Origin of the sequence: Zoogloea dura, from assembly GCF_012927165.1 — a bacterium.
GTDB classification, from domain to species: Bacteria; Pseudomonadota; Gammaproteobacteria; order Burkholderiales; family Rhodocyclaceae; genus Zoogloea; species Zoogloea dura.
The window spans coordinates 230,943-243,887 of the sequence record NZ_JABBGA010000005.1 but is presented as its reverse complement, the minus strand read 5'-3'; the positions used below and the strand labels follow the sequence as shown (position 1 = coordinate 243,887).

Genomic DNA, 12,945 nt, shown 5'->3' with positions numbered 1-12,945 from the left:
ACAGCAACTACCGCCCCATCCCCATCAGCGGCTTCAACCCCTGCATCTTGGACTTCAATTCCGACCCCACCTCCCGCACATCCTGCTCGGTCCTGACCACCCGCGGCGTGATCATGACAAGCAATTCGGTGCGGGTCTTGGAAAGGGTACGGGTCCCGAACAAGGCGCCAAACACTGGAATATCCTGGAGCCATGGCAGCCCTTGCCGACCATCACCCTTGTTGTCACGGATCAGGCCGCCGAGCACGATGGTCTCGCCACTGCGCACGGACACCTTGCTGGAGATCATGCGCTGCAGGAAGCTGCGCTGCCCGGTCGCCGAGTCGGGGCTGCCGACATCCGTGATGCTCTGATTGATCTGCATCGTGATCAGATTGCCGGCATTCACCGATGGCGTCACCGACAGCAGCACACCCGTATCCTTATAGGTGATCGAGGATGTACTGACACCACCATCCGTCACCGTGGTGGCAGAACGGATAGGCTGCTGATCGCCAACCTGGATGGATGCGGTCTGGTTGTCCAGAACCATCAAGGACGGCGAGGAGATAACGTTCACCAACTGCTTGTCGGCCATTGCACTCAAAACCGCCCGGACAGCCCCGAGGGGATTGGTCACGGTATAGGAGAAGCCCTGCTGCCCCGAGGAGATGGTGCCGGTACTCGAATTGCCGAGCACGCCGGTCCCCTTCCAGCCATTTCCCAAGCCACCCTCGAAGTACCACTGGAGGCCATACTTGGTTGCGTCCGTCAGGGTCACCTCAACAATACTGGCTTCGATGAGCACCTGATTCGGGGTGATGTCCAACTGGCGCAGCGCCGCCTCGATACGCTTGTAATCACGCTTCGGCGCGTGGATCAGTAGCGCATTGTTATTGTTGTCCGCCACCACCCGGATGTCCTTGCCAAGGCTTACCTGGGTGACCGATGAAGGATTGACCTGATTGTTCTGGCCACTCCGATTGCCCGCAACCCCTCCCGCATTCGCACCAAAAGCAGCACCCGAGCCAAGCGTGCCGGTCGTGGAGCCGAAACCTGTGCTCGCCTGGGTGGATGTCGCCAGACCAGGCGCCACCCCCGTGGAGGACTGGGCCGTCGGATTCGCCTGGGTCGAATACAAACCATTCAGCAGATTGGCCAGATGCTGGGCCGAACCGTTCTGCACCGGATATACATATAGCTGGGCTTCGCCGCTGGCATCCGCCGGCTTGTCCAGGCGCTCGATCCAGACCTTGGCCTGCTCCAGTACATGAGCACGCGGAGTAATCACCAGCAGGGCGTTGAGCCGCTCGATTCCCATGACCCGCACCAGCCCCCCCAGCGGACCAGCCATGCGCACAGCCACTGGCGCATTGGCCTCCTCCGTCTTGCCAGCACCTGCTGCGCCCGCAGCTGCAGCAGGCCGCGAAGCCGAAGCACCTGCGGCATCACTGGAGAAGAGGGAGCGCAGAGCGGTCTCGACCTCCTTGACCGACGAGTTCTCCAACGGAAAGAGCCCTACGGACATGCCCTTGAGAAGGTCCACATCAAAGGTGGACACGATCTCCAGCCAGCCTTCGACCTGGTTGCGCGACCCCGCCAGCACGAGCAGATTGCGCAAGGTATCCACCCTCAGGAAAGCCTCGGGCGGAGCCACCGGACGCAGGACATCTGCCATTTCTGCCGCACCGATGTTCTGCAGCGGAATGATCACGCTGCCGTAGCCAGGCATGGTGGTATCAGCCCGACGCGGGACAGGAACCGCACTCTTCAGCACATCCGCCCTGCCGATGCGATAGCGCCCATGAACATCCGGCACCACGACGATCCCGTTGTTCTGCAGAAGCGCCTCAATGATGCTGAGCAATTGATCCTTTGGCACTGGCCCCTGAGTATGCAGCGTGATCTCGCCCGTAAGGGGCGGCACGATCGCATAGTCGAGCTTCAGGATGTTCCCGAAAACGGTGTGGATGACTTCGGTGACGGGGGCCTGCTCAAAGCGCAACCCCACCCCCGCCTCATCCGCCGATACCAGCGTGCGCGAGGGAGGCAGTTTGACGACCTGGTCATTGCCCTTGATGAGCACAGGCCCACGGCGACCCTCCGCAGCGGTCGCAGCCGTCGTGGCAGGCGCCGGCACCGAGCCTTCGGCCCGATAGCCATCGTTGGGCACGGCCAGATCCTGACCGCTACGCCCCGACGGCTCGGCCGATACAGATGGAGACGCAGGCACCCCGATGCCGATCCCGATCGACGGCACCGCCCCACCAGACTCCTGGGCCAGGGCGTTGACCTGAAACCCCAGGACCAGGCAAATACTTGCAACAATGGATTGCAGCCGATTCATGCGTCGAAAATCCGTTCGTTTGATCACTTTGCAGGCACTGCCCTGCCGCGTGCCAGCAGGGCAGCCTTGCGCGCACGCCTCTCGGCAACAGCCTCAGCCACGGACATGACCCGGCCATCCGCCCCCGTCACCTTGGGACCATCCCCCCCAAAACCACCCGTCTGGACGACACCGGAAGCAGCTCCTTGTACCGCATGCTTCAGATCCACTGTCCGCAACTCTCCAGACGAGGGGCTCTTGAAGCGGGCCGTCATACCCTCCACACCATCCAGTATCCAGGCCCCCAGGGGTTCGCCAAGCTGCACGCGCCGGAACTTGCCTCCGGTCAGCACCATCGCACCGCTGCCCTCGCCTGCATCGACAAGGCCCACGATGCGGATGTCGGCAAAGGGGTCCGGCTCCTGCTGCTCGGCCGTCTTCTCCGGCGGCGGAGGTGGCGGAGGCGGCCGCCGGGTGACCCAGAACAAAGGCCGCTCACTGGTGGCATTAAGCCGGGCAAGATCGTTCATCGGCGCCTCGATCCGGGCCAGCTCCAGGGAGTCTGCCGCCGGGACGATGGGTGCGGGCGCATGCCAGGTGACATGCTTGGGATCGAAATCCTCGTCGAGCCATAGCGCCGCCAGCCCTCCTGCCAAGGCCAGATCAAGCATGATGAGCACCTGCCAGAGCCGGATCCTCATGGCTGCATGCGCAAGGAAATGACAACCAGGGTCGCCGAAACCTGCTGGGGCTGCTTCGGATCACCCTTGTCGATCGACCGCAGACCGAGGGTGTCGATGAAGATCGTCGGACGATCTCCTGTCATGTTGGCCAGCGTGGCCTGCAGGCTCTGCAACGGACCTTCCAGGGTCAGGGACACGGGGATCTGCTCGACGCCCCCTTCCACCCGCGGCGGCAGGACCTGGCTGCTGACGATGTTCATGCCCCCCACTTCTGCGGCACGGCGCGCCCGCTGCTGCACGTCATTACCTGCCTTGCCCGGATCCTGATCGGACGGGTAGGCCCAGCGACGCAAACCCTCGAAAGCCCCCAGCACAGCCTTCTTGAGGGGCACATCGGAACCCTGCAGGCCCAGCAGACGCGCATGGCGCGGCTCGATATCGGCAAGCGCCGACTCAGCAGCCTGCTGACGCTCCCAGGCGTAGAACCCTGCGGCAGCCAGGATCGCCACGACAATTGCAATCGTCAGACCAACGGAAATCGCAGCGCGATGACGGACAAGACTCATGGCGCCTTGTCTCCGCGACGGATCTTGAACTCGATGGTGAAATACTCCTTGGCGCTGCCCTGCACCCGGGTGGTGGCCGAAGGCGCCTTCACTTCGACATACCCCGGCTGGCTCGCGAGCAGGTCGAGCAATTTGGCGGCATTGGCCGCCTGGCCGGACAGCCGGACAACATCCCCCTTGAACTCCAGGGTATTGACGAGGACATCGTCGGGCAGCAAGCGGGACAACTCATCCAGTGTCAGCAAGGCATTGGGATACTGGGCGACATACTTGCCGATCAACTCGAGATTGGCATTGAAACGCATCAGATCGGCGCGCAAGGCCGCCTGGGGGGCCGCCGCCTTGAGCAGGCGCTCATTCTGGCCAATGGCATCGATGACCTGCAGCCGCAATTGCAACAGGGGCGTCAAGGCCACCAGGGCCGCCAGGATCACGGCAACGACCACCAGCAGGATGTTCACGGCACGACCCAGACCCAGGCCCCGCCGCCGCCCCTCCTCACCGAACCCCCTCAGTGGAATGGGCATCGCGCCGCCCGCCCAGACTTCCGGCGAACGTCCGTCAAGCACCGAGGCCAGGCTCTCGAGGTGCCGGCCGATCAGGGCGCGTGACGACAGCACGGATTCGATCTTCAGGGATTGGCCATCAGCCGCCGTACGTCGCACGAACCCCCAGACGAGGTCGGCCTCGGGAAAGGGGCTGGCGCCGCGAGCATCCAGCCCTACCGCAGCCTCGATATCGGCGTCCGACAATTGCGGCAGCACCAATGCCCGGCGGAGCACCAGATCTTCGGGCAGTTCGACCGCCAGCGCCTCAACCGCCCCCTTGAAGTCGACGGCTTCGGAGGAGCGACCAAGACGCACGCTGGCCTGCCCTGTCGAATCCAGGACACGCACCGGCCGGCGCGGGCTCAACCAGCGGAACACCCGCCAGTCGGCGGCCTCCCGCCAGCCTTCCACGTAGTAGCGCCCCACCGCAGCGAGATCCAGCCCGAACAGGCTGTATTGATTCTTTGCAGACGTCATTCAGCGAGGCGCACCGGAAATGTCACCGGCACCATAAGGGCGCTCAACACGCATCACGCGCCACGGCAGACGGGGGGAGGACACAGGGCTCGCATCGACGACCTGGGTGCGCACGATGGCCCGGCCGTCACCAGTCGGGACAAAGGCCTGGAGCCGGAAACGCGAAGAGGAGGATTGATCGGTGAATTCCTGCATCAGACTGGTGGTATCAACCTGCACTTGCCCTGCATCCCGTGCAGTGGCAATCCTGTCGGCGACAGCGGCATTGCCCTGGGCCAGCACCAGCAAGACCTCCTGCGGTGCCGCGAGCGGATTGGTGAGCGCCGAACCACCATCGACGGTGATCAAGTTCTTAATTTTATCATAGGTTTCCAGGTCCACTCCAAGCACCTGAAGCAGGTCCTCGGGCGCTTCGAAAGGCCCGTTGCGAGGCCGATAGGGGCTGCCCGCCGCCAGGTAATCAGGAGCCTCCGCCCCCCTGGGCAGGGGCGCCAAATCCGAATCCCGCCAATCGACAATCCGCTCCGCCAAAGCGCCAGCCAGGGCCGGATCAAGCCCCGCAGCACGCACGAACATCGCCTCCAGCAGCGGCGCCGGCGCGCCGTTGAGGGAGATAAGGCCATTGAGCGGAGTGACGAGCACCCGGATCCCCTGCCCCTCAAACGTCACATCGAGAGCGCGCTGGTAGGTGAAGGCACGCGGCTCCCCCACGATGGCGGCAAGCGCCAGCTGGATCGCCGCATCACCACGCGTTGCCGCGCTCAGGGCATCACGCCCGGCGGAAACAACACGGATCTCGGTACGCGCCTGGTAGACCAGCGCGGAAACCAGCACCATCAGGGCACTGACCATCCACATCACCGCCACCAGGGCATAGGCCTGCTGGCGGTGTCGCGAGCTGCCACGCATGCGTGCTCTAAGGTCCATTGACGATCCGTCCCATGGCCCCCGCACTCACCAAGCTGCGCACCGGCACCACCAGCAAAGGCCACTCCGAGCCCCCCGCCGCCAGAGCCACTCCGACCCGCCCCACCCGGCGCGAATCCACCGTGTTGCGCCACTGCCCCAGCCACTCACCCCCATCTTCAAGCTGATAGCGCAAGGCAAAACCGCTCACATCCTCGACCAGCACCCGACGTTCTGCCAGGCTCCAGTCGGGCAGTGGCGCATCGAGGCCTGCGAAAGGCAGATAGGCGAGCATCAGGGCCGCGCGGCGGCCATCGCCCGCCCAGTACAGCCGGAAATAATGGAGCCCACCGACACCATGACGTGCCGGCATCACACCAACCCACTCCAGGCTGTCCGGACCACCGACAAAACAGCTCTCCTCGGGCTTGCCGGCCATCGCCAGACGGGGCCTGAGCACCGCCTGGCCCAGCACATCCTCGAGGAAGCCCGACACCACACGCCGCTCGTCGGCTTGCGCGAGGCGCCGCTCCAGCTTCTCGTCCGTCACGCCGAAAGAGCGCAGGGCAGCCAACAGCCCGACCATGATGACAGCCACGATGACCAGGGAAATGATCAGCTCGACCAGGGTGAAGCCACCCTGCTTCGACATCCGGATGCGCCTCACCGCGGCGCCCCCGGTGGCGCCTTGAGCTGGGGCAGCAGACCCGCCAGGCTGATCGAGCGGGCACCGTCACTGCCGAAATAGACCACCACCTCCACCCGGTGCAGGGGCACCACCGCCCCACTGCCAGCCGGAACCGGATAGGGCGAGGTTCGCAGTTGCCAGCGCATCCCTGCGTCCTCGCCATCGAGGGCCAGCCCCGCGGGCGGCACACCATCCTGCATGGCCAGCACCGACCGGGCAGTACGCACGGCGCGGTCGTAAAGCCCGGCATCCGCCACCGCCTTCACGCTGCCGCCGCTGGTGCGGTACAGCACCACCAGCGACATGGCCATGATGGCAAACGCCACCAGCACCTCGAGAAGGGAGAAACCCCGCTGCCGGCGGGCATTGTGCAGACTCATCGGCTGATGGGCTCCTGGCTCACCGAGCCGAGCAGCCAATCCACCCTCAGGCGCACCCCCTCACCCGACGGACGCAGCACATCGACGCTGCCACCGGTGGCACCTCCGCCCGGATAGAAACGGATGCTGCCGCCACGCCGGTCCGACTCGATGCCTGCCACCACCAGGCGCACCTGCACCGAATCCGGGAAGCTGTTGTCCATCTTGCCCTCGGGGCCGAACAGGCGCTTCTCGAGATCCACCGAGAAGACGGTGCTTCGCCCGCTCGTGATGGATTGCTGCCGGGCGGACACCATGCCCGCGAGCATGTGGCGGACCGTGCTGCGGTAATGGGATGCTTCCATCAGCTTGCCGAAGGCCACCGGCGCCAGCCCCAGAAACAGCGCCATCACCGCAAAGGTAACGATCAGCTCGATGAGGGTGAAACCTGCGAAGGCGCCACGCGCCTTCGTGCGGCCCGGCCTGACGGCCGGGCCGGCAACACTACTTGCCATTACGGACGTCAGCGTTCTCGCCCTCGCCGCCGGGCGCCCCATCGGCGCCCAGGGACAGGATCTCGACCTCGGCACCATTGGCCGCACGCTTGTATTTGTAGGGATTGTTCCAGGGATCGAGGGGCACCGTACCGCCCTTCAGGTAAGGACCATCCCAGCCATTGGCGGACGCCGGCTTCTTGACCAGAGCGTCCAGACCTTCTTCGTCAGTAGGGAAGCGCCCCACGCTGAGCTTGAAGAGCTCGAGGGATTTCTCGAGATCGCTGATCTGCACACCGGCGGTCTTGCTCTTGGCACCACCGAGCTGGTTGAGCATGCGCGGACCGACAAGGCCGACCAGCAGGGTCAGGATGGCCAGCACCACCAGCAGTTCGACCAGGGTGAAGCCGGCCACTTTCGCGCGGCGGTAGGAAGGGGAATCATGCACCATGAAAACTCCGGATTTCTAAGTAAAACAAGGCTAAACCGCCAGATCATTGACGGACAGGATGCCCATCAGGATGGAGACGATGATCCCGGCGATCATCACGCCGAGAGTCAGAATTAGCAAGGGTTCGAGAAGGGTCAGGCCACGCTTGATGCTGGTCTCCACCTCCCGGTCGAGGATGCGGGCCAGTTCCAGCATCATGCTGTCGAGCCTGCCGGTTTCCTCTCCGACACGGACCAGATTGATCGCCATCGGTTCAAACAGCCCGGTCTTGTACAGCGCCTCGGTCATCCGGCCGCCCCCCTTCATCGCCGGCGCGACGCCGCCGAAGGCGCTGCGCACATGCACATTGCCCACCGTTTCGGTGGCGATGTTGAGCGCCGAGATGACCGGCACGCCGTTGCCCAGCAGGGTGCCCAGGGATCGGGTGAAGCGGGTGATCTCGTACTTGAGGAAGATGCGCCCGAACACCGGCACCCGCAGGATCCAGCCCTGCCACCACTGGCGGCCGGCCGGCGAGGCCAGCCACTTGGCGGCGGCGCCGCCGGCCAGGAACACGCCCACTGCGAGAAACAGGCCGTAATCGGTGAAGAAATGCCCCACCGCAACCACGATGCGGGTCGGCGTGGGCAGGGCATCGCCCATATCCTTGAAGAGGGACTCGAACTGCGGCACCACGAAACCCAGCATCGCCACCACCGAGATCACCGCCACCAGCAGCAGGATGGCCGGGTAGATCATCGCCGAGATGACGCTTTCGCGCAGGGCCCGGATCCGCTCCAGGTGCTCGACCAGGCGCGTCAGCACCTCGCTGAGCTGGCCGCCGATCTCGCCGGATCGCACCATGTTGATATAGAAATCGCCGAAGAACTCCCGGTGCGGTGCAATCGCCCGGCTGAGGGGCGCGCCGCCCTTCACCGCGTCCAGCACACCGGCCAGCAGCGCGCCCACGGAGGCCTTGTGGCTCATGCCGATGAGCACCTTGAGCGCCCGGTCGAGGGACAGGCCGGCCCGCAGCATGATGGCCAGCTCGGACGTGAAGCCGAGCAGATCCACCTGGGTCGGCTTGCCCTTGGCCGCGACCCTGGCTCCGGCGGCAGGGATGGCGCTGGCGCCAGGCGTTGCCACGTCGGCACGAGCGGACACACGCAGGGGCGTCAGGCCACGGGCACGCAGGGTGCGCAGGGCGGCGTCTTCGGAGGCCGCCTCGATGACGCCATCGCGACGCGCCCCCTTGGCGTCGGCCGCCTGATAGGCGTACTCAGGCATGCCCCTGATCCTGGGTCACGCGGAGGACTTCCTCCAGGCTGGTCTCGCCCGCGGCAACCTTGCGCAGACCGTCCTCGTAGAGGGTGAACATGCCGGACTTGCGGGCCGTCTCGTGCAGCTCGGTGGCATCGGCGCCAGAGATGATGGCCTGGTGCATGTCCTCGCCCAGGACGAAGAGTTCGTGGATGCCGGTGCGGCCCGAATAACCGGTCTGACGGCAGGCCGGGCAGCCCACCGGGTTGTAGACCTGCCGGCTGCCGGCCGGCATGAAACGCTTCAGGCCGCTGCGCTCGAGCACGCTCTCGTCCAGGTCCAGGGGCGACTTGCAGGCCGTGCACAACCTGCGCACCAGGCGCTGGGCCAGCACCCCGTTCACCGAGGAGGTGATCAGGTAGCGCTCCAGCCCCATGTCCTGGAGGCGGATCACCGCCCCGGCCGCCGTGTTGGTGTGCAGGGTCGATAGCACCAGGTGGCCGGTGAGGGCCGACTGCACGGCGATCTGCGCGGTTTCACCATCCCGCATTTCACCGATCATGATGATGTCCGGATCCTGGCGCAGGATGGCCCGCAGGGCGCTGGCAAAGGTCAGGCCGATCTGTGGATGGACCTGGATCTGGTTGATGCCGCCGAGCTGGTATTCGACCGGATCCTCGACGGTGATGATCTTGGTGGCCCGGGCGTCCAGCTTGCCCAGGGCCGCATACAGGGTGGTGGTCTTGCCGGAGCCGGTCGGGCCGGTCACCAGCAGGATGCCGTGGGGGCGCTGCAACAGCGACTCGAAGACGCGCAGGGTGTCGGCGCTGAAGCCCATCTCGTTGAGGCTGAAGCGGATGCTGGCCCGGTCAAGGACCCGCATCACCACGCTCTCGCCGTGCACGGTGGGCACCGTGGACACCCGCAGGTCGAGCTCCCGGCCCTTGATGCGCAGGTTGATGCGGCCGTCCTGGGGCAGGCGCCGCTCGGCGATGTTGAGGTGGGCCAGCAGCTTGACCCGCGACACCACCGCCGGCGCCATCGAGGGCGCCACCACCTCGCCGACCTGGATCACCCCGTCCACCCGGTAGCGCACGTAGAGCCCGTCGTCGAAGGGCTCCAGGTGGATGTCGGAAGCCTTCAGGTCGATGACCCGCGCCACGATGTGATTCACCAGGCGGATCACCGGCGCTTCGCTGGCGAGGTCCTTCAGGTGCTCGATGAAATCGCCACCCTCGTCGAAATCACCACTGCGGCCGAGCTCGTCATCCTCTTCCGGCGGCGCCTCCAGCAGGTTCTTCAAGGCGGCCTCGATCTCGGTTTCGAGACCGATCGCCACCCGTACCTGAAGCCCGGTGGCCAGGGACAAGGCCTTGGCGATGAAGGGGTTCTGGGGCTCGACGCAGGCCACCGTCAGCACACCATCCGTCTCGGACAGGGGCAGGACCCGGTGGGCCGTCAGAAAATCCGGAGAAACGCCTTCGGGCAGGGGCAGGTCGGCCGAAAAGGAATCGGCGGTGCGCAGCGGGATGCCCAGCTGCCGGGACAACACCCGTGCCACGTCCAGGTCGGAAACCACACCCAGGCGGACCAGCACCGTGCCCAGCATGCCGCCCATCTCGGCCTGGGCCGACAGGGCGCGCTCCAGGTCGCGGGCCCCGAGCTTGCCATCGGCAATGAGCAGTTCGCCCAGCATCGGGCGCAGAGGCGGGTCGGAAGAGACGGTCTGTTCAGTCACTTGAAAATCCATGTCCTTGGCGCCCGCCGCCAGCCCCTGCGCGGGGCCGGGCGGAGCCAGATACGCTCACTGGGCGTCGCCCTTCGGCTGACTCACCGCCCGGGCGGACTCGAGCATGCGGCGGATGCCGACCTTCAGCGCAGCCCCCTGGGGATGCTTGTCGGCAATGACGCGGGCACGTTCGAGCAAGGGCACCGCACCGGCCGAATCTCCGCGGGCGATGCGCAGGCTGGCAAGGTTGTTGAGGGAGGTGGCGAGGTCCAGGTCGGTCGGGGCCAGCACCTGCTCGCGGATGCGCAGGGCTTCGAGCAGATGCGGCTCGGCTTCGGCCAGGGCCTTGCGGTTGAAGAGGGAGACCCCGTAGTTGTTCTCTGCATTGGCCAGCTCGGGGTGCTGCGACCCGCCGGCCCGGCGCAGGATGGCGATGGCCCGCACGTAGCTCGCCTCGGCCTCCTCGCTCTTGCCCTGCAGGCGCAGGGATTCGCCGAGGTTGTTGAGCAGCACCCCGGTCTGGGTATTGCCCTCATGGAAGACCACCGCGCGGGTTTCCAGCAGGTAGCGATAGTCGGTCGCCGCATCCGCGTAGCGCCCCTGGGCGAAGGCCAGGTCGGCCAGCATCAGGCGCAGATTGGGAATCGACGGGTCCGCGTCAGCGCCCGGACGAGCTTCCCGCAGGGCCAGCAGCCGCCGGTACAACAGCTCGGCCTCGGCCTGGTTGCCGTTGGCCTTGTGGATGCCGGCAACCCGCTCCAGCAGGGCATCGAAGGCCGGGCTGGCCGCCCCCAGACGGATCTCGCTGCCGGCGATCAGGCGGGTGTAGAGCGGTGCGGCATCGGTATAGCGCTTGCTGGCGAGATAGGCATCCGCCTGGCTTTCCAGCGAGGCCAGCACGGTCGGATTGTCCGGCCCCAGCCAGGCTTCCTGAACGGCCAGAAGACGCTTGTCATAACCTTCGGTGGCGCGCTGCTCGCCCTTGGCGCGGCTGATCGCGGCCAGTCCGCTGAGTGGTGACATCAACTCGGGGTGGGTCGCGCCGAAGATCTTTTCCAGGGCATCGAGGGAGCGGTTGAACTGGGGCACTGCATCCACGTAGCGGCCTTGCAGGCGATACAGTTCGGCCAGCGCGGTGCGCGCCCGGGCCACCGCGGGGTGGCCCGCCGGGAGATTCTTCTCGCGCATGGCCAGGGCCCTCCGGTACAGCGGCTCGGCGCGCGCCAGGTCGCCCCGCGCCACCGCCACGCGGGCCCGGGTCAGCTCGGCCAGCGTGAGGGCCGGATGATCAGCCCAGGCACTGTCGCGAAGGATCAGGAAAGCCTGATCAAGGCTCTCGTCCGCTTCCTGCTGACGCCCCAGGGCACTCACCGCCCGGGCCTGCCGGACGAGCACGTCGGCGAGGTCCGGATGCTCCCGGCCCAGGCGATCCTCGCGGATCTCCCGGGCCTGCCGGAACAGGCGCTCCGCCAGGGCGTACTGGCGCTGGTCCATGTACAGCTCGGCCAGGCGAACCCGGGCCGTCGCCGCCTCGGGATGCTTGCGGCCGAGGCGCTTCTCGATGATGTCGAGGGCACGCACATGCAGGGGCTCGGCGGCGGCAAAGCGGTACTGGGCCCGGTACAGGTCGGCCTTGACCAGCAGCGCCCGCGCCACGTCCGGATGCGCACCGCCGAGCGCCTTCTCGCTGATCTCCAGGGCGCGCTCGCACAGCGCCTCGGCCTGGGCATAGCGCCCCTGCTCGCGCAGCAGCTCGCATTGGTCGGCCAGCGAAGCGGCGAGGTCGGGATGATCGGCTGACAACGCTTTTTCGCGGATCGCCAGGGCACGCGTCTGCAGGGGTTCGGCGGCCGGGAAGAGACCCTGGGCGCGGTACAGTTCTGCCAGGTTGGCCAGGGACATGGCCACGTCCGGATGCGTCGGCGACAGGGCGCGCTCGCGCAAGGTCAGGGCGCGCTTGTGCAGCAGCGCAGCGCGGGCATATTCGCCGGAAGCCTTGCGGAAAGCACCCAGGTTGTTGAGGGAATTGGCCACCTCGACGCTGGCATAACCGCGCACGTTCTCGCGGATCGCCAGGGCCCGTTCGAGGGGCGCTCCGGCCTTGTCCAGCCGGCCCTGGCCGAGATAGACCAGGCCCAGGTTGCCGAGGGTGGTGGCCACGTCCGGGTGATCGGCGCCAAGCTGCCCCTCCCGGATGGAAAGCGCACGCTCGAGGGCGTCTTGTGCCTCGGCATGGTCGGCATTGAGGATGTGGATGACGGCCAGCTCATTGAGGGCAGCGGCCAGTTTCAGCGCGTCGGCCCGACCGCCCTGCGCGGCCCTTTCCACTGCCTCCCGGGCAACCTGCAGGCGTGCCGGATAAGCCTGGAACGCTACCAGGGGAGCCGGTTCGGATGCGGGGGTGGTGGCAGGGAAAGCAGGGCCAGACAGGCTCAGCAGGCTCGCGGCGAGCATGCCGAGGGCGAAACGTGGTTTCATCGTTCAAGGTAATCCGACAGAC

12 protein-coding genes are annotated in these 12,945 nt (G+C 66.2%); all 12 read right to left on the bottom strand.

From position 1 onward, the window contains the following. Positions 1 to 7: 7 nt before the first annotated feature. Complete coding sequence (gspD, locus tag HHL15_RS08940) at positions 8 to 2,326, bottom strand: type II secretion system secretin GspD (RefSeq protein WP_169145406.1); 2,319 nt, start codon at positions 2,324 to 2,326, stop codon at positions 8 to 10. Between the two features lie 23 nt (positions 2,327 to 2,349). Then, entirely contained in the window at positions 2,350 to 3,006 is a 657-nt protein-coding gene (locus HHL15_RS08935) for a hypothetical protein (RefSeq protein ID WP_169145405.1), read from the bottom strand. Continuing rightward, on the bottom strand, positions 3,003 to 3,554 hold the full coding sequence (gene gspM / locus HHL15_RS08930; RefSeq protein WP_169145404.1) for a type II secretion system protein GspM: 552 nt from the start codon (positions 3,552 to 3,554) through the stop codon (positions 3,003 to 3,005). Before gspM ends, HHL15_RS08935 begins: the two co-directional genes overlap by 4 nt. Further along, positions 3,551 to 4,579, bottom strand: a complete 1,029-nt coding sequence (locus HHL15_RS08925) for a PilN domain-containing protein (protein ID WP_169145403.1) — start codon at positions 4,577 to 4,579, stop codon at positions 3,551 to 3,553. The genes gspM and HHL15_RS08925 overlap by 4 nt, the downstream gene beginning before the upstream one ends. Then, complete coding sequence (locus HHL15_RS08920; protein ID WP_169145402.1) at positions 4,580 to 5,488, bottom strand: type II secretion system minor pseudopilin; 909 nt, start codon at positions 5,486 to 5,488, stop codon at positions 4,580 to 4,582. 7 nt (positions 5,489 to 5,495) lie between these two features. After that, positions 5,496 to 6,137, bottom strand: a complete 642-nt coding sequence (locus HHL15_RS08915) for a prepilin-type N-terminal cleavage/methylation domain-containing protein (RefSeq protein WP_169145401.1) — start codon at positions 6,135 to 6,137, stop codon at positions 5,496 to 5,498. Positions 6,138 to 6,148: 11 nt separating this feature from the next. Further along, the gene (locus tag HHL15_RS08910) at positions 6,149 to 6,553 is read right to left on the bottom strand and encodes a type IV pilus modification PilV family protein (protein WP_206198680.1); all 405 of its coding nucleotides are present in this window, start codon (positions 6,551 to 6,553) and stop codon (positions 6,149 to 6,151) included. Beyond that, positions 6,550 to 7,047 carry a pilus assembly FimT family protein gene (locus tag HHL15_RS08905; RefSeq protein ID WP_169145400.1) on the bottom strand — a complete coding sequence of 166 codons (498 nt, stop codon included), beginning with the start codon at positions 7,045 to 7,047 and terminating at the stop codon, positions 6,550 to 6,552. Before HHL15_RS08905 ends, HHL15_RS08910 begins: the two co-directional genes overlap by 4 nt. After that, positions 7,037 to 7,477 (bottom strand): type II secretion system major pseudopilin GspG, encoded by a 441-nt coding sequence (gspG, locus tag HHL15_RS08900; RefSeq protein WP_169145399.1) that lies wholly within the window; start codon positions 7,475 to 7,477, stop codon positions 7,037 to 7,039. Before gspG ends, HHL15_RS08905 begins: the two co-directional genes overlap by 11 nt. 30 nt (positions 7,478 to 7,507) lie before the next feature. After that, complete coding sequence (locus HHL15_RS08895) at positions 7,508 to 8,743, bottom strand: type II secretion system F family protein (protein ID WP_169145398.1); 1,236 nt, start codon at positions 8,741 to 8,743, stop codon at positions 7,508 to 7,510. Next, the gene (gene gspE / locus HHL15_RS08890; RefSeq protein ID WP_328825009.1) at positions 8,736 to 10,454 is read right to left on the bottom strand and encodes a type II secretion system ATPase GspE; all 1,719 of its coding nucleotides are present in this window, start codon (positions 10,452 to 10,454) and stop codon (positions 8,736 to 8,738) included. The genes HHL15_RS08895 and gspE overlap by 8 nt, the downstream gene beginning before the upstream one ends. 66 nt (positions 10,455 to 10,520) lie before the next feature. After that, the gene (locus tag HHL15_RS08885) at positions 10,521 to 12,923 is read right to left on the bottom strand and encodes a tetratricopeptide repeat protein (protein WP_169145396.1); all 2,403 of its coding nucleotides are present in this window, start codon (positions 12,921 to 12,923) and stop codon (positions 10,521 to 10,523) included. Between the last annotated feature and the right edge of the window lie 22 nt (positions 12,924 to 12,945).